This window comes from Pusillimonas sp. (genome assembly GCF_029263785.1).
GTDB lineage: Bacteria > Pseudomonadota > Gammaproteobacteria > Burkholderiales > Burkholderiaceae_B > Pusillimonas.
Genome location: NZ_JAJUFE010000002.1, coordinates 110,096 through 134,314 on the forward strand (window position 1 = coordinate 110,096; position 24,219 = coordinate 134,314).

Here is a 24,219-nt window from a genome sequence, read left to right on the forward strand (position 1 = left end):
ATATTATGTAGAGTCGGCTAGCCGCAATGAAAAGCCGTCAGACACAAATAGTACCGAAATTAACGCGCCAGCCATAGAAGCGGATTGACCGGCTTGCCCTGATGACGGATTTCAAAGTATAGACCGGACTCCACCTGACCGCCCGTGGCACCGACCGTCGCAATGGCCTCGCCGGCTGATACCACTTGCCCCACCTGTTTCAGCAGGCTCTGATTGTATGCGTATACACTTAAATACTGCTGCCCATGATCCAGGATCAGGATATTTCCAAACCCGTTCAACCAGTCGGCGTACACTACCCGGCCGGCAGCAATGGCGTTGACCCGGGTTCCTTCCTGCGCACGCAGAACGATTCCTCTCCATCGTCCGCCTTCAGGACGCTCCATGCCAAACCGACCCTGAACCTGCCCCCGCACAGGATACGGCAATCCCTGGCTCAGACCCTGTAAGGCCGTGGCAGGACTGGGCGCAGCCGGAGCCGCCGCTTGCGACTGCTCCTGGGCCCGCTCACGCGCCCTGGCGGCTTCTACCTGCTCACGAGCCCGGGTTGCCGCTTCCTGATCGCGGCGGGATTTCGACAATTCTTGCTCGCGACGCTTGCGCTCTTCCTGTGCCAGACGTTCGGCCTCACGACGCCGCGCCTCTTCCTGGCGTGCAGCTTCGCGGCGCCGTTCTTCGGCAATTCGCTCTTCTTCAACTTGCTTTGCAATCGCCGCTTCGAGCCCGGTAATAAGCCGCCCCAGGCGTTGATCGTCACGTTGCAAGGTCTCGGCCTGAGCCTTCTGCTGCTTGAGCTGCTCGCTGATGTCGTTGAGCACGCGCTGTCGTTCGGCCTTTTGCTCTACGAGCTCGGCCTTCTTGCTGCGCGTTTCCTGCTCGAGCCGGGCCAGGTCCTTGCGTCGCTCTGCGGTGCGAGCCTGAAGCTGCGTCAAGGTCTGGATGGATTCATCAACGGCTCGAACTGCCTCTGCTTGCGCCTGCGAGACATAACTCAGGTAGCCTAACTCGCGACCAATTGCCTGGGGGTCGTCGCCTGACAGCAGCGCGGCCCACGGCGACAAACCACTGGCGTACTGCGCACGCAACTGATCGGCCAGCTCTGCGCGGCGCCGCGTCAATATCTGGTTTTGCTGAACAGTCTCCTCTTCGAGACGCTTGATATCCGCTTCGGCCTGCCGCTGTTGCTGATCAAGCTCAAGCAACCTACTATCAATATCAGAGATGGCTTTTTCGGACTCTCTGAGCGCGTTGGCAGCATCCTTTCGCGACGACTCTTGTCGCACGATATCTTTTTGCAGGGTATCGATCCGGTCACGCAGACGCGCTTGTTGTGCCTGCGCTTCGGCCTGTCGGCCCTTCAGGGCAACGGATGAGTCGGCGGCAGCCGCCGACCCCAGCCACATGACCAGCAGCACCGCCAGACCGATACGCTGCATGGGAATCAGCCCTTGGCTTTGCCTTGTGCCGCTACGGCAGCCATGGCCGCCTGGATTTCGTCGGGATTGCCCAAGTAGTAATGGCGTATCGGCTTGAGGTCGTCGTCCAGCTCATAGACCAGCGGCTGACCCGTCGGGATATTGACGCCGACGATGTCGGTATCCGAGATGGAATCCAGATGCTTGATAAGGGCGCGCAGGCTGTTGCCGTGAGCGGCCACCAACACACGCCGTCCCGAACGAAGCGCCGGAGCAATCGATTCGTTCCAGAAAGGCACGACGCGCTCAACGGTATCACGAAGACACTCGGTAGCCGGCAAATTCTCGGGAGCCACCCTGGCATAGCGCTTGTCGAAACGGGGATGGCGCGGATCGTCAACGTCGAGAGGGTCTGGAGCGATGGCGTACGCGCGACGCCATACCAGGACCTGCTCCTCGCCGAACTTGGCTGCCGTCTCTGCTTTGTTGAGACCCTGGAGCGCGCCGTAATGACGCTCGTTCAGACGCCAGCTGAGCCCGATGGGGGTGTGCATGGCGTCCATGGCATCAAGAGCTATCCACAAGGTGCGGATGGCGCGTTTGAGCACCGACGAAAAAGCCAGGTCGAACTCGAAGCCTTCCCGCTTGAGAAGTTCTCCGGCCTGACGAGCCTGCTCACGGCCTGTGTCGGTAAGGTCGACGTCCGTCCAGCCCGTGAAACGGTTTTCGAGATTCCACTGGCTTTCGCCGTGGCGCATCAAAACGAGTTTATGCATAGTAAGCCCACGTTTTATATGGAGTTAGTTGAATATTGGCGTCCATTTTATAATCGACCGATCCTTCTTTACTTCAAGAGATAAATCGAGATACATATCGTGGACTTCTTCCTAAGCCAGAACAACCTCATCATTGTACTTATTGCCATAGTTTCAGGGGCATTGCTTCTGTGGCCAACCTTGAGCACCCGGCGCGGCACGCACCCGGTCACCGCCACCGAAGCGGTTCAACTGGCAAACCGAAGCCAAGGAGTCTTTATCGATGTACGGGGAACCGAGCAATACAAAGCGGGCACAATCGCCCAGGCACGCAATGTGCCCCTAGCTGAACTCGAGGCCAAGCTTGACTCCTTGCCGAAGAACAAGCCGCTTATCGTGTTTTGCGACACCGGACGCGAATCAATCCGCGCCGCTGCAATGTTGCGCAAACACGGTCGCGAAGCCGTCAGCCTCGAAGGCGGCCTGCGCGGCTGGGCACAAGCGGGCTTGCCGCTAACCAAGAAAGCCTGAGCCACACCCCTACTCGCCGAGGATCTTCATGGCCAACGTAACGATGTACTGCACGGCAACGTGCCCCTATTGCATTCGCGCCGAAATGCTGCTCAAACAGCGCGGCGTAACCGAGATCGACAAGATCCGTGTCGACCTGCAGCCCGAACGTCGGGCCGAAATGATGCAGCGCACGGGTCGACGTACTGTTCCACAGATCTACATCGACGACACACATGTCGGCGGTTATGATGATCTGGCTGCGCTTGACCGCGCGGACGGCCTCATGCCGTTACTTAATCGCTGAACCACTCACAAGCGCTACGGCGCCTATTATTATTTCTAGGAAGACAAATGGCCGACCAGGACCAGAATCAAGCCAACCAGACCAACAACACCGAGCCAAGCTTCGGCCTGCAGCGCACGTACATCAAGGACGTCTCGCTCGAAATGCCTAATGCACCCCAGATTTTTCTGGAGCAAGAAGGCCCCACCGTCGAGGTATCGATCAATGTTGGCGGCCAGCGACTGGCTGACACCATATTTGAATCCACTGTCACCGCCACGGTCACGACTCGCGTCGAAGACAAGGTGCTGTACCTGATCGAAGCCACGCAAGCCGGCATCTTCGAAGCGGCCAATATTCCGGCCGACCAGCTGGACCCCCTGCTTGGCATCGTGTGCCCCACCATGCTGTATCCCTACCTGCGTGCCAACGTGGCCGACCTGATCAACCGCACCTCGCTGCCTCCCCTTCACCTTACCGAAGTCAACTTCCAGGGTCTGTACGAGCAGCGCCTCCAGCAGCTGGCCGAGCAACAACAAGGGCAGCAACAGGCGCAGGATTCGGGAATCGTCCTGCCTCCCGGCGTCACACGCCAATAAGCTCACATGATGGCAGCGCACCCCCTGCGTACCGTCGTACTGGGTGCCGGCAGCTGGGGCACGGCGCTGGCGGCACTGGCCAGCGCCCAGTCCGATACCATGCTGTGGGCAAGAGATGATTCGGTCGCGCACGAAGTCAGCACCAGGCATACCAACGAGCGGTATCTTCCGGGCATACCGCTGCCCGAGACTTTGCGCTGCACCCACGATTTTGACCAAGCAGTGAGTCATGCCGGCTCCTCCGACGGCTCCTTGGGTCTCATCATCCTGGGGGTGCCCGTAGCGGGCCTGGCCGATACCTGCCATCGCCTGGCCCGGGCGCTTGCCAGTCGGCCCGGACCACTTCCTGCCGTGGTCTGGACCTGCAAGGGCTTTGATCACGACACGGCGCAATTGCCCCACGAGATTGCTTCCTCCCACCTCGGAAGTCTTGCGGCATTGGGTGTGCTTTCTGGTCCATCATTTGCCCACGAAGTCGCACGTGGCCTGCCAGTGGCGCTTACCATCGCCAGTCAATCCAGCGACGTCATCGAGGCCACCACGACGGCGCTGCATGGCCGCATGGCGCGTATTTACGCCAGTTCCGATGTTGTAGGCGTCGAAGTAGGCGGCGCACTCAAAAACGTCATTGCCATTGCTTGCGGCATTTCGGACGGCCTGGGCCTTGGAGCCAATGCACGCGCAGCGCTCATCACACGGGGCCTGGCTGAAATCCAGCGCATGGGTGTCGCTCTGGGCGGACTGCCCGACACCTTCTACGGCCTGACGGGCATGGGAGACCTCGTCCTGACCGCCACCGGCGATCTTTCCCGAAATCGTCAGGTGGGAATGGCAATCGGGCAGGGACAAACCCTGGACTCGATTCTGGCAAAGGGAATTACGGCCGAAGGGGTGCGCTGCGCCAACTCGGCTCTGGCCCTGGGCCGCAAACACAACATCGATGTACCGATCACCGAAGCCGTGTGCAATGTATTGTTTGAAGGCGTTTCGCCTCAGCAGGCCGTGATCGACCTGCTTTCACGCGAAGCACGCCCCGAACAAGACACTGACAGCAATTGAACAAGACACTGGCAGCAATTAAACAAGACACTGGCAACAATTAAACGCCGCCAAGGTAGCCCTGCTGCCGCCACGCTTCGAACACCATCACGGCCACCGCATTGGAAAGGTTCAAGCTGCGCTGGTCAGGCAGCATGGGTAGGCGCAATCGTTGATCCGGGGCAAACAGCTCCAGTTGCTCCGCCGACAAGCCGGCCGTCTCGCGACCAAAGACAAACACGTCCCCAGCTTCGAAGCGCTGGCCACCCAGGCAGGTGCCGGCGCGCGTTGTCATGGCAAAGCACCGCCCGGCCGAAGCCCCGGTTGCGCGCAGGGCCGAGCCCAGATCATCATGCACGTTGACTCGGGCCCACTCGTGATAGTCGAGCCCGGCGCGTTTCAGCTTGCTGTCTTCAAGCTCAAAGCCCAGCGGTCGCACCAGATGCAAGGTACAGCCCGTATTGGCGGCCAGCCGAATCACATTCCCCGTGTTGGGCGGAATTTCGGGAGACACCAGCACAATATGAAACATGATTCGTTCGTCAATTTTTTCGTTGATAAGGAGTACGCGCTACAACCAGGCCTACGACACTCTTTGCGCCCGCCTGCATCAGCTCATTGGCAACCGCATGCAACGTGGCTCCGGTGGTAAGCACGTCGTCTACCACAGCAACGGTTTCACCACTCAGTCGATGTCTGCAGGCATACCGATTCGCCTGGAATTTCGCGCGTGCGTGGCGGTTCAGGGTTTTCTGGCTGATACCGTCATGCCGTCGGTGCGCCACAATCGGCCAGTAACGCAGACAAAGTCGACCGGCAAGCTGGCGGGCGATTTCTGCAGCGGGATTGAACCCGCGTCGGCGCAGCGCCAGACGACCCGAAGGGACCGGCAGCACGATTGTAATCTCGTCCAGAAGCTCGGGAGCCTCTAGCCGCACGGCAGACGCCAAAATCTCAGCCATGAACCGCGCATGTTGAAAGCGCCCCGCATTCTTGAATTGAAGGATCAGCTGATCAACAGGTGGCTTGTATTCAAGCGCCGATATCACGCGTGCGAATGCTGGCTGCAGCAGGGCGCAATCAGGACAGGCAGTGTTGGGCGGCAGACCCAAGGCGCAGACCGGACAACGGCGATCGGGCAACCCTTGAAGAAGATCGCTCAGACATCCCTCGCAGGGACGCCCTCCTTGAGATCGCGCCAGACACAAGGCACAGTCGGTAGGCAGCCGGTCAAGCAAACTGCGGACGGTGGCGGACAAAGTATGCGGGAACGGAATACGAAAGAATTCGCGCAGATGAATCGGATCGGCCATAATTGAACCTCGTTGCCTCTTTCGACACAAGCGGGAACCCATCACAGCACGTCCTGACGGGTTACGCCAGACTGTCCGCATATTCATGTCACAGCCTCCGACCCTTCCGCTGAATCCAGACCATGTCATACGGCAGTTTGCCCGGCGCTCCCCATTGGATAAGGCACAGTTCCTGTACGGCGAGATTGCGCAGCGCATGCTGCAGCGCCTGAGCTATATAAAGATCCAGCCCAAGGCCGTGGTGGACGCCGGCTGCGGCTCGGGGCATGCGCTTGAACCCCTGCGTGCCCGATACGCAAATATCGACTACACCGGAGTCGACTCCTGTCCCCCCCTGATCCAGACCGCCGTCAAGCGCCATGCCATGCAACCCAGCCTGTGGCAAAGGCTGCGCAACAAACCGACAACCGCGGCAAACTTTGTCGTAGCCGACATGGCCAGCACAAAGCTGGCACCCGAAAGTCAGGATCTCGTCTGGTCCAACATGGCCTTGCATTGGCATCACAGACCGCACGATGTGCTGGCCGAGTGGCGGCGCATCTTGCGCACCGGCGGACTGGTCATGTTCTCGTGTCTGGGACCAGGTTCGCTTCAAGTCCTGCGTCGCTCACTTGCCGACGCGGACATCCACACCGCAGTCCCCCAGTTCGTCGACATGCACGACTTCGGTGACCTGCTGATCGAACAAGGCTTTGCCGACCCGGTGATGGATCAGGAAACCATTACCCTTACCTACCGCAGCCCCCAGAAGCTGCTCGACGACCTAAAAATACTTGGGGGCAATCCCAGCGTTCATCGTCGCGCGGGTCTGACCGGCAGGCAATGGCGCGACCGGCTCCTGGCCGCTTTGGAAAGGCAGCGCCATATGGATGGCACCATTCATCTGGAACTGGAAGTGGCGTACGGACACGCCTGGCGAGCAGCTTCCAGGCGCATTGATGGTGAGACGCGCATATCCGTTGACTCGATCATGCGCAAACCACCGCGTCGCTGATCCGTGCCTGGCGGGAGAGCTGAAGATTTACCGCGATTTCACTGCCCAGAACTTTGAGCGCGACACAGGTGTCAGGAACTGCTGCTTTTGCGCCGCGACGTTTCGATACCCAGTTGCTTGAGTTTGCGGTACAGGTGAGTACGCTCGAGGCCGGTCTTTTCAGACACGCGAGTCATGCTATGGTTCTCGCGGCCCAGGTGATACTGAAAATAAATGCGCTCGAACTCGTCGCGTGCATCGCGCAACGGCTGGTCCAGTGCAATGCTGCCCAGCAGCGAATTGCTGGTGTCGGGAATGGGCGCGACAGGCTGATCCATTTCGGGCACCGGCACCGTAGTCAACGGCTGTACGTTTGGATCGCGCGGCTCGGGCGGGCGAGCGGTAGTGACCAGGTTGGAGGTAGGCGCGGGTCTGGCCAGAACAGTCTGGATAGTCTTGAGCAGCTTCTGAAGCGTGATGGGCTTTTCAAGAAAATCGGCAGCGCCGATACGTGTCGCTTCGACCGCTGTATCGACGGTGGCGTGACCGCTCATCATGATGACAGGCATATCCAGCAGCCCCTGCGACGCCCATTCCTTGAGCAGACTGACACCGTCCGTGTCGGGCATCCAGATGTCGAGCAGTACTAGATCCGGCCGTCGGCGTAGACGCGCAGCGCGAGCTTCGGCAGCGTTTTCCGCAAGCTCGACTGTATGTCCTTCGTCGTACAGGATTTCGGACAGCAGTTCGCGAATACCAATTTCGTCGTCAACAACCAGAATTCTGGCCATATAGCTTCACCTATGTTTTTTCCGCATTATCGTTCGCCGGCTGTTTCGAGTCTACCTCAGAACTCGATTCTGCCAAGCGGGTCAAGAGGATGGAAATGCGCGCCCCGCCTTCGCGCCGGTTGGCCACATCAATGCGACCACCGTGTTCTTCGACAATTTTCTTCACGATTGCCAGGCCCAGCCCCGTACCCGTTGCCTTGGTCGTGACATAAGGCTCAAATACACGGGACAACACCTGGGCAGCAAAGCCCGGGCCGTTATCCGAAACGGTCAGACGCACGGCCTGCTTCCGTTGCTCGCCGTCTCCGGAGGTTTCCATAAGACGCGTCTGAACCTGAATGCAGGCCTCTTCGACTGACTGAATCTGACAAGCCGCATCACGCGCGTTGGCCACCAGATTATGAATCAGCTGGCGCAATTGCGTCGGGTCACCCTCAATGGCCGGCAAACCAGGTTCGAATGTTGCCTCTATGCTGACACTGCGCCCGTCGCCGCGCAACGCGCCTTCGCCGGGATCCCAGCCGTAAAGCATCAACACATCGCCCACCAGGGCGTTGAAATCGACCCTTTGCATCTGCGCCGGGGGCGTGCGGGCGTACTCCCGAAAATCATCCACCATCTGCTTCAGCGATGCAACCTGATTGACAATGGTATTGGTCGAGCGGATCAGCATTGCCGCGTCGCTTTCATTGAGGCGATCAGCCAGCTTCATTGCCAGACGCTCGGCTGACAATTGAATTGGCGTCAGCGGATTCTTGATCTCGTGCGCCAGGCGCCGCGCAACTTCGCCCCAGGCGACTGTTCGACTGGCCGAAATGACTTCGCTGATATCGTCGAACACCACCAGATACCCGTTACCCCTGCCGTCAACCGTAAGATGCGTACCGCGCGCCAGCAAGGTCACCACATGGTGACGGCCATTTTCGCGGCCGCCCTCTTCGCCGTCACGCTCCAGTTCAAATTGCTGTTGCCAGTACGGGCGTTCGGATCCGACGGCCTCGTGCGCCGAGAACGCTTGCCTGATCAGTTGCGAAAGCTTGAATGCACCATCGACGGTCTCAAGGGGGCGGCCCTTCGCCGACCGCAGGTCGACGTGCAAGATGCTCTGCGCCCCCTGGTTAAACAGGTTGAGCCTGAAAGCCTCGTCAAATACAAGAACACCTGATGACAGGTTACTCAGGACCGACTCCAGATAAACGTTGGATCGCTCCAGTTGCTGACGATTGTTTTCCACCATGCGTCGCGCTTCGTCCAGCTGGCGCGTCATGGCGTTGAATGAACGGGTCAATTGCCCTACTTCGTCTTTTTCGGGCGGTTCGGGCAAGGGACGATAATCACCAACCCCGACCGCCTGCGTGCCGGCTGCAAGCGAAAGCAAGGGCTTGACCAGGCGCCTGGACAGGGCCAGTGCTACGACCATCGCGGCGAACACAGCCAGTATCAGGGCCAGGGTCAGGGTGATCCCATATAACTTGCGCAGACCGAGGCGCGACAGTGCCAGTTCCTGGTAATCACGGAAACCCTGCTGCACCTGATTGGCATTTCGCGCGATCTGCTCGGGTACCGGCTGAATCACCTGAAGCCATCGGGTTTCGGGCGAGACCCCCAACGCGGAAGACACCCTGTCGATGGAGCGGACAGGCAGTACCACACGCAGATGCAGTCCCAGGCTGCCACGCGAGAGCACATCTTGATCCTCTTCGGCAGTGCCCGCGCCCAGAGGCTCGTCAGCTTCGGCAGCCTCGTAGGTTCGCGCCACCCGCAGATGATTCAACACATGCTGGGGGGGACCCTCGGGAATCAGCTGACCGTAATCGGAGGACGAAAACGCGACGAGTCTTCCGCTACCGGTAAACACCATGGCCTCGTCCACCCCGCCCGATTCGCGCAGGCGAGTGATCGCCAGGGCCATGTCGGCATCGCTGGTGTCATTCAGTCCGGAAGCAATGATCTTGGCCCGGCTTCGCACTTCGGCCAATTGCGTATCCAGTGCGGCACGTCCGAGGTTCAGGCCGGCTTCCAGGGCGCTGTCGACCCTGACGTTAAACCACGACTCGATCGACCGTGACATAAACTGCACCGACAGCACGTAAATGAGTGCACCGGGCAGTACACCGATGAGCGCAAAAAACAAGGCGAAACGCGCGGTAAGACGTGCCCCGAACTGACGTCGCCGGATTTGCCGCAGCAAGCGTGCCGCCAGTACCCCCACCCAAAAAATGAGGGCAACCGCGAGCACGCCGTTGAGCAAAAGCAGCATGTCGTACTGCTGCGCATAGCGCGACGCATTACCGGTGGACCACACCAGCAGGCCGAGCAGCGCCATCGCGCTGACTGCGGCAATCAGCAGCGTAACGCGCAGCCCCCACCTCAGGAGGGCTGGTGATCGCCGGCGGAGATCGAAAATTGAAAGTCTTTCCATGGTGTGGCTAAAACCCAGGCACTACTGTTGTAGGCATCGATTTGAAAAGGTCTGGGTAAGCGGGAGGTATCCAGCCGCACACGAAGTCGGCCGATATAGGGTTCATCGATTTCAAGGTCGCTGGTGCGGGCCACTGCCCACCCACGGATATTGCGAACGAAAGACAAGGCGTCGTCGAGCGATCCCACAGGAATGGACAGTTCGCCCGAACCTACACGCCATTGACGTGTGAGCGCGTTGTAAACGATGCGCCAGGTCATCTGCTGGTCGACAACTGTTTTATCAAACCACCACCAGCGATGCTTGGTGATCTTCAGGTCTGCCGAAAAATAAATGGGTACGCCTTTGTGAGCGGCCGTACGCAACTCCGAACTGACCTCGAACTCGACGTCGGCATCGATGTATAGCTCGCCATCACGCACGATCGGGTCAACCCGTTCGACACGTTCGGCCCCTTGGGCCGCAGCCGGTCCTGCCCCGAACACGGCACTGGCAAGACAAAGCAGAAGCAGCGAGCAAACCCGGAAGATCATTGAGCTCAGTTACCGCCACAAGAGCGAAAGCAATATTGTTGACGTGTTAAGCCTGCTTGGCAAACAGGGCATAGAAAAATCCATCGTATCGTGCCACACCGTCGGCATCCGGCAAAGGAAGAATCTGGCCGGGCGCGTCCAGTCGGGTTGCATCCCCGTGAGCCTTCAAAAATGACTGCGCCTGGAGCTCACCTTCCTGCGGAAAGATAGAGCAGGTAGCATACAGCAGGCGACCCCCAGGCTTGACCGTTTTCCATAGCGCCGAGACGATCTTTCGTTGCAAGGCAGCCGTGCGGGCGACATCAGTCTGGCGGCGCAACCAGCGTATATCCGGATGCCGTCGCACCACACCCGACGCCGTGCAGGGCACGTCCGCCAGAACAAGATCAAAGGGTTTGCCGTCCCACCATGTCCCGGTGTCGGCAGCATCGGCGCAACGCAAATGAACGTCATCGTTACGAAGACGCAGCCGGTCAAGATTCTGGCCAACGCGCTCGAGCCGTGCAGCGTCGTTATCCAGCGCCCATAGCTCAAGCTGTGATGACTCAAGAAGATGAGCCGTCTTGCCGCCCGGTGCCGAGCATGCATCCAGTACCCGCGCACCATCAAATGGCCGAAGGAGGTCGGCAGCCATTTGCGCAGCGGCGTCCTGCACAGACCACCACCCCTCGTCAAACCCTGGTATCTCGTGCACGGGTCGTGCCTGCGTCAATATCAGGCCAGCGGTGCCAACCCGCGAGAACCCGATTCCAGCCCCGGTCAGGCAGGCCTCCATCTGGACCATCGACACAAGGCGACGGTTGACGCGCAAGGTCATTGGCCCCGGCTGATCACCTGCATTCAATAACGCCTCCCAGCTATTGGGGTAGGCACGTTGCACATGCTGAATCCACCAATCGGGGTAATTCCACCGCGCGACGGGATTTTTCCGGGCCTGGGTTAAAATATCCGGTCTTTCGCGCGTAAAGCGTCTCAAGGCGGCATTCAACAATTTCTTGTAAGAGCGCAAGCTTTTTGCATCGGCTGCTTGTACAGACTGATCCACGACAGTGTGTACGGCATATACCGGCCAAAAAGCATTTGCCTCGCCCCCGTCGGCCTCCATTGCTGTGTCCAGCAACACCAAAGATACCTGCAGCAGGGCATTGAACAAGGGGTTGGGGGGAGTGCGAGGCACCAGCAGTCGTTGAATCTCATTCGCCAGGCCAAGCCGACGCATCGTGTGAAAACTGATCGATTGTGCCGCGGCGCGCAGTTCAGACGGCGTCATCGCGAGCGCATCAGATAGTGATCGCCCGGAACGTACCGCCTGCACAGCCTTGGCGCTGGTTAGCAGGGTTTCAGACAACGCAAAGCGTTGCAATGGAATATTTTTGGCTGGCACGGCTTACGTCATCCGGATGCGCGGTTCATCTGTGCGGACTTTATCATCAATTGGCCCTTGGCTTCAGCGCCGGGGGCACTTTCAAGCTGAACTTTTACAAAGCCAGGTGGCTATCAGAGGTTACTCATGAACTCCCCTACAACGGGCCTCCCTGACGCGGGCCTTCAACAGAAAGGCCGCCCCGGACAGGGTCCAAAAAAAGTGGGCTTTGTCAGTTTGGGCTGCCCCAAGGCACTGGTCGATTCGGAACGCATACTGACGCAATTGCGCACCGAAGGCTATGCCATCACCCCTGAGTACGTGGATGCCGATGTGGTGGTCGTCAACACCTGTGGCTTCATCGACAGCGCAAAAGCCGAGTCACTGGACGCGATTGGTGAAGCCATTGCCGAAAATGGCCGTGTGATCGTTACCGGCTGCATGGGCGTCGAAGAATCTGTCATCCGGGACGTGCATCCAGCCGTATTGGCAGTAACCGGTCCTCAACAATATGAAGAGGTCGTCCGTGCCGTACACGAAGCTGCTCCTCCCAGTGTTGAGCACAATCCTTACGTCGATCTGGTGCCGCCGCAAGGCATCAAGTTGACTCCGCGCCATTACGCCTACCTGAAGATTTCAGAAGGCTGCAATCATCGCTGCAGCTTCTGCATCATTCCTTCCATGCGTGGAAATCATGTCAGCCGACCTGTCGGCGACGTGCTGGGCGAGGCCGAACGCCTGGTCAATGCCGGGGTCAAAGAGCTGCTGGTCATTTCACAAGACACCAGCGCCTATGGAGTCGACCTGAAATTCCGTACGGGCTTTTGGAACGGCCGCCCCGTCAAGACGCACATGACCCAGCTGTGTGAGGCGCTGTCCGGCTTCGGCGTGTGGACCCGGCTGCACTATGTCTATCCTTACCCGCACGTGGACGAGGTAATTCCCCTGATGGCTGACGGCAAGATCCTGCCTTATCTGGACATCCCTTTTCAGCATGCCAGTCCGCGCATCCTGAAACTGATGAAACGGCCTGCCTTCGAAGATCGCACGCTGGCCCGCATCAAGCAATGGCGCGAAGCCTGTCCCGACATCACCCTGCGATCCACATTCATTGTGGGCTTCCCGGGCGAAACCGAGGACGACTTCCAGTATTTGCTGGATTGGATGACGGAAGCACAACTTGACCGCGTGGGCTGCTTTCAGTATTCGCCGGTCGAAGGCGCCGCCGCCAACGAGTTGCCCGACGCAGTTCCCGACGAGGTCAAGCAAGAACGTTGGGAGCGCTTCATGGCTCATCAACAGGCCATCTCGCGCGATCGCCTGCAAAACAAGGTGGGCCGCGAGATCGACGTGCTGATCGACGAGGTTGATGAAGAAGGTGCCGTCGGGCGCTCGAGCGCCGATGCACCCGAAATCGACGGAAACGTGTTTGTCAGCAACGCCCGGAACGTGCGTCCTGGCGACCTGATCAAGGTCAGGGTCACCGATTCAGACGAATACGATCTGTACGCAGAAGCTATCCGAGTATAAACTGCGCTTGCCAAGGCACCGGCTTCATGTACCGCCTCGCGGTCGGCCGGTCCAGCTCATAAAGGAGACCAAGCGCATGTCCTCTACTTCCTGCGACGACCTGGGTCGTCTGATCCTGCGGCTCAGTCTGGGTATTCTCATCCTCATGCATGGCCTGGCCAAGCTGTTCAACGGCATCGGCGGTATCGAGTCCATGCTCACCTCACATGGCATGCCGGCGTTCTTTGCCTGGGGGGTCTATGTAGGAGAAGTCATCGCTCCCATCCTGGTCATTTTGGGCATCTACACCCGGCTGGGCGCCCTGCTGATCGCCTTGAACATGGTAGTGGCCATTCTCCTGGCACACAGCCACCAGTTACTGATGCTCAGCAATAGCGGCGGATGGCAGCTCGAGCTGCAAGGAATGTTCTTGTTCACATCGATCGCCTTGATCTTCCTGGGCGCGGGTGCGTATGGCCTCGGAGGTCGCAGCGGCCGCTGGAATTAAACAAGAAAGGCTCGGCTACGCGCAGAAGGGAAGTCGAGCCCCTTTTTGCTTGCAGATTCGGTTATTCGGGCTGCCAGCCTTGTACAAACGTCGACACGGCCTGCCTTTTCCCGCCGGCTTTCTGTAACTCGGTTACGCGCAAGATGCCATCGCCCGTGGCAATGTCGATGCCTTCGGCCGTGGCAGATTCGATTGTGCCGGCCGGACTGCTTGCCGCCTTCGGCAACGCTACAGCCTGCCAAACCTTGACGGGCGCATCCAGCCCCGGCAGCATCATTGTGGCACCCGGAAAGGGATTGAAAGCGCGAACACGCCGGGCCAATTGCGAGGCCGGCAACAAGAAATCCAGAGGTGCTTCAGATTTTTCGAGCTTGGAGGCATAGGTGACCCGGTCTTCAGGCTGCTTTTCGCGCGTCAGCGCTCCGGACTGAAGTAGCTCCAGAGCCTGAACACTGGCTTTTGCTCCCATCTGCGCAAGCTCGTCGTGCAAGGTTGCTGCAGTATGTTCAGAGGTTATGGGCGTTCCAAGACGCAGCAGCATGTCACCTGTATCCAGGCCTTCATCCATTTGCATGATGGTGATGCCGGTTTCAGGGTCGCCCGCTTCTATTGCACGTTGAATGGGGGCGGCGCCACGCCACCGAGGGAGCAGGCTGGCGTGAATGTTCAGGCATCCATGAGCAGGCAGGTCAAGAACCCAGCGAGGCAATATCAGTCCGTAGGCGGCCACGACCATGACATCGGGTTTGGCATCGAGCAGGCTCTGTCGAGCCGCCTGAGCGTCTTCGGCATATCTGCCATCCAGTTTGAGGCCGCGAGGCTGTATGACCGGAATATTGGCGGCCATCGCCGCCTGCTTGACCGCGCTTGGGGTCAGCTTCAGGCCACGACCGGCCGGCCGGTCGGGCTGAGTCAGGACCAAGGGAATCTCGTGACCCGCTGCAATCAGGGCTTGCAGAGCCTGACGGGCGAATTCCGGGGTACCAGCAAACACAACACGCATGGACAAGCGACCTGAAATAATTGACGGCACTAGGCCTTGAGCGCTTCGCGTTCTTGCTTGCGGATTTTTGTCTTGATGCGACTTTGCTTGAGCGGCGAAAGGTATTCGACGAACACCTTGCCAAGAAGGTGATCGAGCTCGTGCTGGACGCAAACAGCAAGCAGACCTTCGGCATCAAATTCGAATGGTTCGCCCTGTTCGTCGAGAGCTCGCACATGAATTCTGGAAGCGCGCCTGACCTCGTCGTACACACCGGGCACCGACAGGCAACCTTCTTCGTAGACTTGCTCTTCGTCGCTTCGCCAGGTGATTTCGGGATTGATCAGTACCAGTAAATCGTTGCCTTCTTCGGAAACGTCAATGACTACGACACGCTCGTGAACATCGACCTGGGTGGCGGCCAGACCCACGCCTGGTGCCGCGTACATGGTTTCGGCCATGTCGCGGACCAACTGGCGAATTCGATCATCGACGACCTCCACAGGCTTTGCAACCTTGTGCAATCGGGGATCGGGGTATCGAAGAATTGGGAGTAAGGCCATAGGAAAATCCGGGAAAAGATCTGCTAACTGATTATAACAAAACGGGTTTTCGCCCAGTTTCAAATGATTGTTCAGGCCACAGCCTCGCAACCGGCAAATCGCTGTGACTTTAGCTGCCACCGCGCCACCAAAACGGGGCTGCAATATGCCACACTTGCGCCATGCACACACCGCCTTCCAAAGAAGAAATCAGCGCCTGGATACGACTTACCCTGGAGCCGGGCATCGGGCCGACTCACGCCCGGGTGCTTCTGGCCGCCTTTGGCCTGCCCCAGGACATTTACTCAGCGTCTGCCGCAACGCTTTCCAGGCATGTGTCCACCGAACTGGCAGCGCAGCTTCGGCAGGCCCCGAGTGCGCAGACTCTGGAATTGATCGACCGCAGCCTCGAATGGCTCGAGGCTCCGGGACACCATCTGCTGACCCTTGCCGACCCAGCGTACCCGGTCGCCCTGCTGGATACGCACGACCCGCCCACTGTGCTGTATGTGAACGGACGCGTTGATCTCCTGAACCAGCCGACGATCTCAGTAGTTGGGGCAAGAAACGCCACTCCCGGCGGACGCGATAACGCCAGGTCATTTGCGAACTATCTTGCACAGCAGGGATGGTGTGTCGCAAGCGGGCTTGCGCACGGAATCGACACCGCCGCCCATGAAGGGGCTCTCGAGGCCGGTGCGCACGCCGGTTCCACGATCGCTGTAATGGGAACAGGCATCGACATCGTTTATCCTGCCGCCAATCTCAAGCTGGCTCACCGAATCGCTGCCGAGGGGGCCCTGGTGTCAGAGCTGCCATTAGGCACGCCCTCCATCCCCTACCAGTTTCCCAGACGCAACCGCATCGTTGCCGGACTGGCTCGCGGGGTCCTCGTTGTCGAGGCAGCCAAACAGAGTGGTTCTTTGATCACTGCAAGGCTGGCCTCGGAAATGGGTCGCGAAGTTTTCGCGATTCCCGGTTCAATTCATTCGCCACTGTCCCGCGGCTGCCATGAGCTGATACGGCAAGGAGCGAAGCTGGTAGAGTCGGGACAAGACATCGCTGACGAACTTGGCAGACCGGCGCCTACGAAGCCTGCACCGGGTAAAACCGCCGCAACTTTCAGGACACCTCGCGCCCGCGAAATACTGGTTGCCCTGGGCCACGACCCGGTTGACGTGGACACGCTGCAGGCGCGGCTGGGCCTGCAAGTGTCCGAGCTTAACGCCCTGTTGATGCAGCTTGAACTGGAAGAAGCCGTGGCACGGCTGGACGACGGTCGTTACCAGCGCCGTCCGGGGTAGCCCTGGCTTGCCGCCCGCTTACCGAATGGGCAAGGGATAAATCAGCCCGCCGTCCACCCACAAGGCATTAAGCCCACGGGGAATCTTCAGCGCACTGGCCATGCCCACATTCCGCTCGTAGCTTTCGCCGTAATTGCCCACTTGCTTGACAATGTTGTAGGCCCATTTTTCGTCCAGCCCAAGATTCTTGCCTGCCCCTGGTGTGACACCCAACAGGCGCCGCACAGCAGGGTTGTCGCTTTCGAGATGCTCATCCACATTTGCGCTGGTCAATCCGAGCTCTTCGGCGCCGGTCATGGCATGCAGCGTCCATTTCACGACATTGAGCCAGCTGTCATCACCTTGACGTACAAAGGGTCCCAAGGGTTCTTTGGAAATCTGCTCGGGAAGAACCACATACGAATCGGGATCCTGCATGCGGGAGACGCGAATGGAAGCAAGGCCCGAGGCGTCGGTGGTGAATGCGTCACAGCGCCCGGCGGCAAAGGCGTTTACGACTTCGTTGAATTGTTCAATAACCACGGGCCGGTAAGTAATGCCGTTTGCGCGTGCCCAGTCTGCCATCGTGTTCTCGTTCGAAGTGCCGGTCTGCATGCATATCGAAGCCTGGTCCAATTCTTTGGCGCTGGACACGCCCAGCGACTTGTGCACCAGGAACCCCTGGCCGTCATAGAAATTCACCCCCGCACTGATGGCGCCAAGCGCCGTGTCGCGCTGCTGCGTGATGCTGGTGTTCCGCGTCAGCACATCAATCTCGCCCGACTGCAAGGCGGTGAAGCGCTGTTGCGAGTTAAGCGGGACCGCCTTATATTTTTCGGCATCGCCCAGTACCGCGGCAGCTATGGCCCGGCAAAGATCGATGTCCAGTCCACGCCATACGCCCTTGTCGTCGGGCATCGAGAACCCCGCAAAGCCGGTAGTGACACCGCATTGCACATGACCCCGCTGCTTGACGATATCGAGTGTGTCGGCCTGTGCCACCGAACCAACTGACAGCGAAAGCGCCAGTGCCGTCAACAATCCCATCGTGTAATGCATGCTTTCTCCTTCAATTCATGCTCAAGCCCGCTAAACAGGCTTGGGTAAGCAACTGATATTCATCGGGCTCCGAAAATAGCGGAGCCGATCCGGACCTCGGTGGAGCCTTCTTCGATTGCCTGTTCGAAGTCGCCGCTCATGCCCATGGACAATCGCGACAAATGGGTATGGCCCCGTGCCACCATCTGATCGCGAAGCATGCGCAAGCGGCGGAAGCACGCTCGAACAGCCTCCTCATCCGGGGAGTTCACTGCCATAGTCATCAAGCCTTTGACTCGCAAGGTGGAAAGTTCTGACACACGCTGCAAGAAATCCGGAAGGTCGTCTGGATCGAGCCCAAACTTGGAGGGCTCTGGTGAGGTCTTGACCTGCACTAAAACATCAATGACCCGGTTCTCGGCCGTCAGCCGTGTATCCAGTGCCTCTGCGAGCGACCAGCGGTCCAGGGACTGAACCTCGGTGACCAGACGGGCCGCATCTTTCGCCTTGTTGGTTTGCAGATGTCCGATCAATACCCATTGAGGATGCAGATCGGCAAGATCGGCGTCCTTCTGCCGAATTTCCTGCATGCGGCTTTCGCCGAATCGCCGAACTCCAAGGCCGGCTGCTTCTCGTAGCACTTCGGAGGGAAAGGTCTTGCTGACCGGCAATAGCGTGACCTCGTCGGTTGCCCGTCCCGCACGCCGGCAGGCCTCATCGATGCGCCGACGAACGCTGTCGAGCCTGTTCTTCAAGGAATCTGACATCACTATCAACTGCTCTCTGATGGCATAATCAATCGACGCTGTGACACCCGCAGCGCCCAGGCGACCGGCTCCCGGTCGCCCCTACTTCAGACTACAGTGTATTGCAGGAAGTCGCCATGAACGATTCGGCCCACCAGATTTCAATGACCATCCTCATGACGCCGGACATGGCGAATTTCTCGGGCAATGTTCACGGCGGCGCCATTCTCAAGCATCTGGACCAGGTTGCTTATGCCTGCGCCAGTCGCTATGCCGGAACATATGTGGTGACGCTGTCGGTCGATCAGGTGATGTTCCGCCAGCCCATCCATGTGGGTGAACTGGTCACCTTCTATGCATCGGTCAACTATACCGGACGCACGTCGATGGAGATTGGCATCAAGGTGGTAACCGAGGACATCCGCCGCAAGCTGGTACGGCACACCAACAGCTGCTACTTCACCATGATTGCCGTCGACGAAAATGGTACTCCGGTTCCTGTACCGCCACTCCAGCCAACAGACGCCGAGGCACGGGCCCGTTTTCAGGCCGCCCAGCTTCGGCGCGAATTGCGGCAAGAAATGGAAAGCCGCCACCTCAAGATCAAGTCGGCAGACTAAACGCCAGGTTGCGGCGTCCTTACGCGGCAACGCTGTGCGCGCCCTCGGAATCGGGCAGCGTCAGTGCAATGCTAAAGAACCATGCCCGCTGCTGCCGTTTGATGACTGGCGGGATCTATCAAGATGAATGAGCCGGTTGAAGCGACCTCGGCGTACGAATCAAGGGCCAGTGCATCGCGGGTTTGCAGCGACACCCGACCAATATCATTCATGGCCAGCTGTTGTACTGCCCGGGCCTCTGCGTCAGGACGCTCGGTCGTTGATGTTTCTCGCAATTCGTGAATATCGCGCTTGGCATGGACGGTACGTATTCGCACTTTGGTCAATCGGGTTCCTTGCTTCAACCAATATTGACGGGCCGGATTCAGGGCTTCCTGGTCGAGCCAGCAGATTTCGGCATCAAAGGAATTTGCCACGCGAACCGACTGCCCCGCATTCACGATCAAGTCGCCCCGAGACACATCGATGTCACGATCCAGCACCACGGTCACACTGTCGCCCGCCTGGGCTCTGGGGATATCCCGATCAAACGTCACCAGACGTGCGACGCGAGCCACATTGCCGGATGGCAGCACCCTGATTTCCTCACCCACGTTCAATGTGCCACTGGCGAGCTGACCGGCGTAGCCGCGAAAATCTTCCTGGGATTCGCCGCCATGCCGGATCACCCACTGAACAAAAAGTCGCGCCGGTCCGTCTATTCCTTGTTCGGCCACCGGCAACTGCTCGAGCAGTGACAATAAGGAAGGGCCCTGATACCAAGGTGTGTTGTCGGATCGCACTACGACATTGTCGCCCTTGAGTGCCGAGATCGGAATCACATGAAAATCCTTGATTCCCACCTTCTGGGCAAGCTTCGCATACGACTCCCGAATCCGCTCGAATACTTTTTGATCCCACCCCAGAAGATCCATCTTGTTGACCGCCACGATGATGTGGCGAATACCCAGCAGGGCGGCCAAGGTGCTGTGTCGACGGGTCTGAACCAGCAGCTCGCCGTCTTGAGCCTTGCTGGCGTCAACAAGAATGATGGCGGCCTGCGCGGTGGATGCGCCGGTTACCATATTGCGCGTGTACTGCTCATGCCCGGGAGCGTCGGCCACAATGAATTTGCGCTGGGGAGTCGCAAAATAACGGTAAGCCACATCGATGGTAATGCCCTGTTCGCGCTCGGCTTCGAGGCCATCGGTCAGCAACGCCAGGTCGGGCTCATCGGCTTGAACACGCTTGTATTTTGAACGCGAGATCGCCTCCAGCTGGTCGGCAAAGACACCTTTGCTGTCAAACAGCAGCCTGCCTATCAGGGTGGACTTGCCGTCATCGACCGAGCCTGCAGTAATAAAGCGCAGGACCTGTGTGTCGGCCGTCACGGCCCAGGGTTCATGAACGGCGTTCATCAAAAATATCCTTCCTTTTTACGTTGTTCCATCGACGCTTCAGATGTCTGGTCATCCAGGCGCGTCGCACCCCGCTCGGTGATGGTGGTGACAGCTGTTTCAGCAATGATTTCCAGCGGCGTGGAAGCCGTGGAGGCCACCGGGCAGGTGCATGAAATATCGCCGACTGTGCGGAAACGCACCTTACGCAACTGAGGGGTTTCGCCTTCGCGTGGCGGTGTCAGTGGGGTGACGGGTACCAGCAGGCCCTGGCGCTGCACAACCTGACGATCGTGCGCATAGTAGATAGACGGCAAAGCAAGGTTCTCGCGGGCGATGTACTGCCATACATCAAGCTCGGTCCAGTTCGAGATCGGGAACACACGCATGTTTTCGCCGGGATACACACGCGTATTGAACAAGTTCCACAGTTCGGGACGCTGGCCTTTAGGGTCCCATTGACCGAATTCGTTCCGAAAGGAAAACACGCGTTCCTTGGCACGCGCCTTTTCTTCGTCGCGACGTGCGCCGCCGATGCACGCGTCAAAGCCAAATTCCTCTATCGCCTCTAGCAAGGTGACCGCCTGAGCCGCGTTACGCGAATCATTCTGCTTGCGCAGCACCACCGTCCCACGAGCGATGGAATCCTCGACCGACCGAACGATAAGATTTTCGCCCAGTTCGGCGACCCGCCGGTCACGGAACTGGATGACTTCCTCAAAGTTGTGCCCGGTATCAATGTGCATCAGCGGAAACGGGAAGCGGCCGGGGCGAAAGGCCTTCTCGGCCAACCGCAACAACACGACTGAATCCTTGCCGCCCGAAAATAACAACACCGGCCGCTCGCATTCAGCGGCGACTTCGCGCAGGATGTAAATGGCTTCGGATTCAAGCCAGTCCAGGTGTGTCCGAGGCGATAGCTCACCCATTATTGATTTCCTTCACAGTTTCCAGGTTGCCTTGATGCAGGCCGCACTCCTTGGATGAGGCCTGCTCCCACCACCAGCGACCGGCACGCGGATGTTCCCCGGGCCGGACAGCACGCGTACAGGGATCGCATCCTATCGAGGGATAGCCCTGGTCATGCAACGGGTTGTAGGGAATGTCAAAGGCACGAATGACCGCCCACACCTGGGCGTCGGTCCAGGAAGCAAGCGGATTGAACTTAAGCAGTCCAAACGAGTGATCGAATTCTTCCTCTGCGAGCTCGGCGCGCGTAATGGACTGGTCGCGATGCTGGCCGGTCAGCCACGCCGAATGGCCCTCAAGCGTGCGTCGCAGCGGCTCGACCTTTCGGATGCCACAACAAGCCTTGCGCAGATCGATGCTTTCATAGAAGGCGAACTCGCCATGCCGGGTCACGTGCTGCAGCACAGCCTGGGGATCAGGCTTTACGACACGCACGTTCAAACCGTATCGCTGCGCGATGCGGTCGACCATTTCTATCGTTTGAGGATGAAGCCGACCCGTATCGAGCGTAAAGACCTCTATGGGCAAGCCCGTCTGGACAATGGCGTGAGTCAGCACCATGTCCTCAGCAGCCAGTGATGATGCAAACACCGCATCCGGGTGCCTGTCACTGATACGAGCGAGCGTCTCTTTCAACACCAGCCATTTCTGGTGCGTCTGTGGGTCGAGCAGTTCGGCAGCAGTAGTCACGCGATCTATCCTTGTTCAGAGCGGATAGTGTCGCGTGCTGCGGCGAATCGGGGAACTACTTAATCGTTAGGTGTTTATGGGATTTGGGTATTTGGGACGTTCGGCCTATGACGAACGTCCCGCCGGCATCTTCAGCCCCGAGGAATGAGGCGCCGCTCAAACACATTACCCGAGATGGTGCTGGATCCATCCGAGATCAGATATAACAGGCTGGGCACAACCTCTTCGGGTGTGGACACGCCCAGCGACTTTTCGTACATGGCGAGCTCTTCTTCGTTCGCCGATTCCAAAAACACCGGGGTAGCAACCAGGCCGGGAGAGATGGCGTTTACCCGCACGCCGGACGTGCGCAACTCGAGCGCCGCAGACTTCACCAGCCCGATAATCGCCGCCTTGGTGGCAGCGTATGCCGACGCGCCGGGCCAGCCGGCGGAAGCCAGGCCAGAGGTGAATGCCACAATCGAACCGCTTCGCTGCGCCTTCATGATCGGGAACAGAGCTCTAAGCAGATAAAACACTCCCGAAACGTTCACATCAAAATGACGCTGCCAGATCTCATTGGACATTTCGTCAATGGGTACCCGTTTTTGCACGGCACTGGTCAGGACCGCCGCGTCGATTCGCCCGAACTTGCTGTTCCAGCGCTCGATAGCCAGGTTCACCTGCTCGGAATCTGAAATGTCCACCGCGGCCGTGTGAATTCGCGGTGCCGCGAGCGAGGCCAGTCCCGCCTCGTCGATATCGAGCGCCAGCACCTCGGCATTCTGCTGCGCGCACGCAATGGCCGTGGCCCGCCCGATACCGGAAGCTGCGCCTGCCACCAGGACCACATGTCCGGTAAAGTCGTAAGTCACCTTCATGCAGCGGCCTCCTGCACAGGAGGCGTACGACCCGTAATCGCCTCATAGAGCTTCTGCGCCTGTTCGGGGTCACCGTCGATCGGGACAATGGCGGCGATATGCTCATCCGGTCGAACCAGAACCAAGGTGTTGAGCGGCACACCCATACGCTGGGTAAGTGCGTTACCCGGATCGAGCAAACTGCGATCACGCAATCCGGAATCGTGGGGCGCATCGTAGCGCGACACCTGAAAGTGTTGCAAGGCAGGAGACTTGACTGATGGAATCGCGGGACGGCGTCGTGCATCGGTGAAGTACAACGCGGTGAACTTGCCGGCGCATACGTCGTGGATGCGTCGCTGCTTGCCGTCAGGAGTGTGCACCAGATAGTCGGGCAAGCGGTCTCCGGCAATACTGGCCGGACGATCGGCACGAGCCACCATCGACCAGTTTGTAGAGCCCTCGACATCAAGCTTGACGCCCAACATGGTGCGCGTATAAGCATTTTGCCAATTGTTCTCGGACATCGCGTCAACCCCGTCAACGCGCTTTTCCATCGACTTGCGAGCGGCTTCGGCCATTTCGCCCGAGCCATTGACGGCCAAGGGCTTCTGCTCGCGTTCGTAGCCGTCCAGAATGGATGCGTCGGCCCATCCCCTGAGGTACCACGCCAGACGCCACGGCAGGTTCGAGGCATCCAGTGCGCCAGTGTTCAGGCCCAGGGCCCACATTGGAGTGATCAAGTGCGCGGCATCGCCCATGAGAAACACCCGGTTTTGACGCCACTGTGTAGCCACCCGGTGGTGCACTCTATAAATGACTTTATTGATGGCCTTGACGTTGTCCACTTCGCCAATGAACGACAAGGCCTTTTCCTTGAGTTCGTCGGCCGTGGGCTCGTCAGCCCCCTCGGGCAGTGGGAACAGAAAGCGCCAGCAATGAGGCTGCCGCACCAGGATCATCCACTCGTCGGGATCGGCAAAATATGACAGGTAGGGGTAATCGCGCGGGTTAGCCACGTCAAGGTCAGCCTCCAGGTCGACCAGCGAGTACCTGACGGGCAATGAGTGACCCTCGACGGGAATGCCCATGATATCCCGCACGGTTGACCGGCCACCA

26 protein-coding genes are annotated in these 24,219 nt (G+C 58.9%); 9 read left to right on the forward strand and 17 right to left on the reverse strand.

The window, feature by feature from the left end:
• Positions 1 to 59: 59 nt before the first annotated feature.
• Positions 60 to 1,436 carry a peptidoglycan DD-metalloendopeptidase family protein gene (locus Q1J88_RS01130; protein ID WP_301115554.1) on the reverse strand — a complete coding sequence of 459 codons (1,377 nt, stop codon included), beginning with the start codon at positions 1,434 to 1,436 and terminating at the stop codon, positions 60 to 62.
• Between the two features lie 5 nt (positions 1,437 to 1,441).
• Positions 1,442 to 2,191, reverse strand: coding sequence for a 2,3-diphosphoglycerate-dependent phosphoglycerate mutase (gene gpmA / locus Q1J88_RS01135; RefSeq protein WP_301115555.1), 750 nt, complete (start codon positions 2,189 to 2,191; stop codon positions 1,442 to 1,444).
• A 99-nt stretch (positions 2,192 to 2,290) separates the two neighbouring features.
• Between gpmA and Q1J88_RS01140 the strand changes: the two genes are divergently transcribed.
• Genes Q1J88_RS01140 through Q1J88_RS01155 form a run of 4 tightly spaced genes read left to right on the forward strand, consistent with a single transcriptional unit; the run spans position 2,291 to position 4,624 of the window.
• Positions 2,291 to 2,701 carry a rhodanese-like domain-containing protein gene (locus tag Q1J88_RS01140; RefSeq protein WP_301115556.1) on the forward strand — a complete coding sequence of 137 codons (411 nt, stop codon included), beginning with the start codon at positions 2,291 to 2,293 and terminating at the stop codon, positions 2,699 to 2,701.
• 28 nt (positions 2,702 to 2,729) lie between these two features.
• The gene (grxC, locus tag Q1J88_RS01145) at positions 2,730 to 2,987 is read left to right on the forward strand and encodes a glutaredoxin 3 (protein WP_301115557.1); all 258 of its coding nucleotides are present in this window, start codon (positions 2,730 to 2,732) and stop codon (positions 2,985 to 2,987) included.
• Positions 2,988 to 3,034: 47 nt separating this feature from the next.
• Positions 3,035 to 3,565 (forward strand): protein-export chaperone SecB, encoded by a 531-nt coding sequence (gene secB, locus Q1J88_RS01150; RefSeq protein ID WP_301115558.1) that lies wholly within the window; start codon positions 3,035 to 3,037, stop codon positions 3,563 to 3,565.
• Positions 3,566 to 3,571: 6 nt separating this feature from the next.
• Entirely contained in the window at positions 3,572 to 4,624 is a 1,053-nt protein-coding gene (locus Q1J88_RS01155; protein WP_301115559.1) for an NAD(P)H-dependent glycerol-3-phosphate dehydrogenase, read from the forward strand.
• A gap of 40 nt (positions 4,625 to 4,664) precedes the next feature.
• Here Q1J88_RS01155 and Q1J88_RS01160 read toward each other — a convergent pair whose 3' ends face one another.
• Both Q1J88_RS01160 and Q1J88_RS01165 read right to left on the reverse strand, forming a co-directional pair.
• A complete protein-coding gene (locus tag Q1J88_RS01160; RefSeq protein ID WP_301115560.1) occupies positions 4,665 to 5,135 on the reverse strand; it encodes a tRNA (cytidine(34)-2'-O)-methyltransferase in 471 nt (156 codons plus the stop codon).
• 10 nt (positions 5,136 to 5,145) lie between these two features.
• Positions 5,146 to 5,916, reverse strand: a complete 771-nt coding sequence (locus tag Q1J88_RS01165) for a ComF family protein (protein ID WP_301115561.1) — start codon at positions 5,914 to 5,916, stop codon at positions 5,146 to 5,148.
• 85 nt (positions 5,917 to 6,001) lie between these two features.
• Between Q1J88_RS01165 and Q1J88_RS01170 the strand changes: the two genes are divergently transcribed.
• Positions 6,002 to 6,910 (forward strand): methyltransferase domain-containing protein, encoded by a 909-nt coding sequence (locus tag Q1J88_RS01170; RefSeq protein ID WP_301115562.1) that lies wholly within the window; start codon positions 6,002 to 6,004, stop codon positions 6,908 to 6,910.
• A 71-nt stretch (positions 6,911 to 6,981) separates the two neighbouring features.
• Here Q1J88_RS01170 and Q1J88_RS01175 read toward each other — a convergent pair whose 3' ends face one another.
• Genes Q1J88_RS01175 through rsmB form a run of 4 tightly spaced genes read right to left on the reverse strand, consistent with a single transcriptional unit; the run spans position 6,982 to position 12,019 of the window.
• The gene (locus Q1J88_RS01175) at positions 6,982 to 7,680 is read right to left on the reverse strand and encodes a response regulator (protein ID WP_301115563.1); all 699 of its coding nucleotides are present in this window, start codon (positions 7,678 to 7,680) and stop codon (positions 6,982 to 6,984) included.
• Positions 7,681 to 7,690: 10 nt separating this feature from the next.
• The gene (locus tag Q1J88_RS01180) at positions 7,691 to 10,054 is read right to left on the reverse strand and encodes an ATP-binding protein (protein ID WP_301115585.1); all 2,364 of its coding nucleotides are present in this window, start codon (positions 10,052 to 10,054) and stop codon (positions 7,691 to 7,693) included.
• The gene (locus Q1J88_RS01185; RefSeq protein ID WP_301115564.1) at positions 10,051 to 10,635 is read right to left on the reverse strand and encodes a DUF4390 domain-containing protein; all 585 of its coding nucleotides are present in this window, start codon (positions 10,633 to 10,635) and stop codon (positions 10,051 to 10,053) included. The genes Q1J88_RS01180 and Q1J88_RS01185 overlap by 4 nt, the downstream gene beginning before the upstream one ends.
• A 46-nt stretch (positions 10,636 to 10,681) precedes the next feature.
• On the reverse strand, positions 10,682 to 12,019 hold the full coding sequence (rsmB, locus tag Q1J88_RS01190) for a 16S rRNA (cytosine(967)-C(5))-methyltransferase RsmB (protein WP_301115565.1): 1,338 nt from the start codon (positions 12,017 to 12,019) through the stop codon (positions 10,682 to 10,684).
• A 126-nt stretch (positions 12,020 to 12,145) separates the two neighbouring features.
• Here rsmB and rimO point away from each other — a divergent pair, with 126 nt between their 5' ends.
• On the forward strand, positions 12,146 to 13,528 hold the full coding sequence (gene rimO, locus Q1J88_RS01195; RefSeq protein ID WP_301115566.1) for a 30S ribosomal protein S12 methylthiotransferase RimO: 1,383 nt from the start codon (positions 12,146 to 12,148) through the stop codon (positions 13,526 to 13,528).
• A gap of 76 nt (positions 13,529 to 13,604) precedes the next feature.
• Positions 13,605 to 14,015, forward strand: a complete 411-nt coding sequence (locus Q1J88_RS01200) for a DoxX family protein (protein WP_301115567.1) — start codon at positions 13,605 to 13,607, stop codon at positions 14,013 to 14,015.
• Positions 14,016 to 14,076: 61 nt separating this feature from the next.
• On the opposite strand, the gene fmt is transcribed toward Q1J88_RS01200, so the two are convergent.
• Positions 14,077 to 15,018 carry a methionyl-tRNA formyltransferase gene (fmt, locus tag Q1J88_RS01205; protein WP_301115568.1) on the reverse strand — a complete coding sequence of 314 codons (942 nt, stop codon included), beginning with the start codon at positions 15,016 to 15,018 and terminating at the stop codon, positions 14,077 to 14,079.
• Positions 15,019 to 15,047: 29 nt separating this feature from the next.
• On the reverse strand, positions 15,048 to 15,560 hold the full coding sequence (gene def, locus Q1J88_RS01210; RefSeq protein WP_301115569.1) for a peptide deformylase: 513 nt from the start codon (positions 15,558 to 15,560) through the stop codon (positions 15,048 to 15,050).
• A 161-nt stretch (positions 15,561 to 15,721) separates the two neighbouring features.
• Between def and dprA the strand changes: the two genes are divergently transcribed.
• Entirely contained in the window at positions 15,722 to 16,843 is a 1,122-nt protein-coding gene (dprA, locus tag Q1J88_RS01215) for a DNA-processing protein DprA (protein WP_301115570.1), read from the forward strand.
• 18 nt (positions 16,844 to 16,861) lie between these two features.
• Here the strand turns inward: dprA and Q1J88_RS01220 are convergent, their stop codons facing one another.
• Both Q1J88_RS01220 and Q1J88_RS01225 read right to left on the reverse strand, forming a co-directional pair.
• A complete protein-coding gene (locus Q1J88_RS01220) occupies positions 16,862 to 17,881 on the reverse strand; it encodes an amino acid ABC transporter substrate-binding protein (RefSeq protein ID WP_301115571.1) in 1,020 nt (339 codons plus the stop codon).
• 59 nt (positions 17,882 to 17,940) lie between these two features.
• Positions 17,941 to 18,627, reverse strand: coding sequence for a YggS family pyridoxal phosphate-dependent enzyme (locus tag Q1J88_RS01225; protein WP_301115572.1), 687 nt, complete (start codon positions 18,625 to 18,627; stop codon positions 17,941 to 17,943).
• A 116-nt stretch (positions 18,628 to 18,743) separates the two neighbouring features.
• Here Q1J88_RS01225 and Q1J88_RS01230 point away from each other — a divergent pair, with 116 nt between their 5' ends.
• On the forward strand, positions 18,744 to 19,226 hold the full coding sequence (locus Q1J88_RS01230; protein WP_301115573.1) for an acyl-CoA thioesterase: 483 nt from the start codon (positions 18,744 to 18,746) through the stop codon (positions 19,224 to 19,226).
• Positions 19,227 to 19,297: 71 nt separating this feature from the next.
• On the opposite strand, the gene Q1J88_RS01235 is transcribed toward Q1J88_RS01230, so the two are convergent.
• The 5 genes from Q1J88_RS01235 to Q1J88_RS01255 form a co-directional block, all read right to left on the reverse strand.
• Positions 19,298 to 20,623, reverse strand: a complete 1,326-nt coding sequence (locus tag Q1J88_RS01235; RefSeq protein WP_301115574.1) for a GTP-binding protein — start codon at positions 20,621 to 20,623, stop codon at positions 19,298 to 19,300.
• Positions 20,623 to 21,531, reverse strand: a complete 909-nt coding sequence (gene cysD, locus Q1J88_RS01240; protein WP_301115575.1) for a sulfate adenylyltransferase subunit CysD — start codon at positions 21,529 to 21,531, stop codon at positions 20,623 to 20,625. The genes Q1J88_RS01235 and cysD overlap by 1 nt, the downstream gene beginning before the upstream one ends.
• On the reverse strand, positions 21,524 to 22,261 hold the full coding sequence (locus Q1J88_RS01245) for a phosphoadenylyl-sulfate reductase (protein ID WP_301115576.1): 738 nt from the start codon (positions 22,259 to 22,261) through the stop codon (positions 21,524 to 21,526). Before Q1J88_RS01245 ends, cysD begins: the two co-directional genes overlap by 8 nt.
• A 131-nt stretch (positions 22,262 to 22,392) precedes the next feature.
• Positions 22,393 to 23,121 (reverse strand): SDR family oxidoreductase, encoded by a 729-nt coding sequence (locus Q1J88_RS01250; protein ID WP_301115577.1) that lies wholly within the window; start codon positions 23,119 to 23,121, stop codon positions 22,393 to 22,395.
• Positions 23,118 to 24,219 (reverse strand): FAD-dependent monooxygenase (locus Q1J88_RS01255; protein ID WP_301115578.1); only part of this gene is annotated, 1,102 nt, incomplete at its 5' end. The genes Q1J88_RS01255 and Q1J88_RS01250, both read right to left, overlap by 4 nt.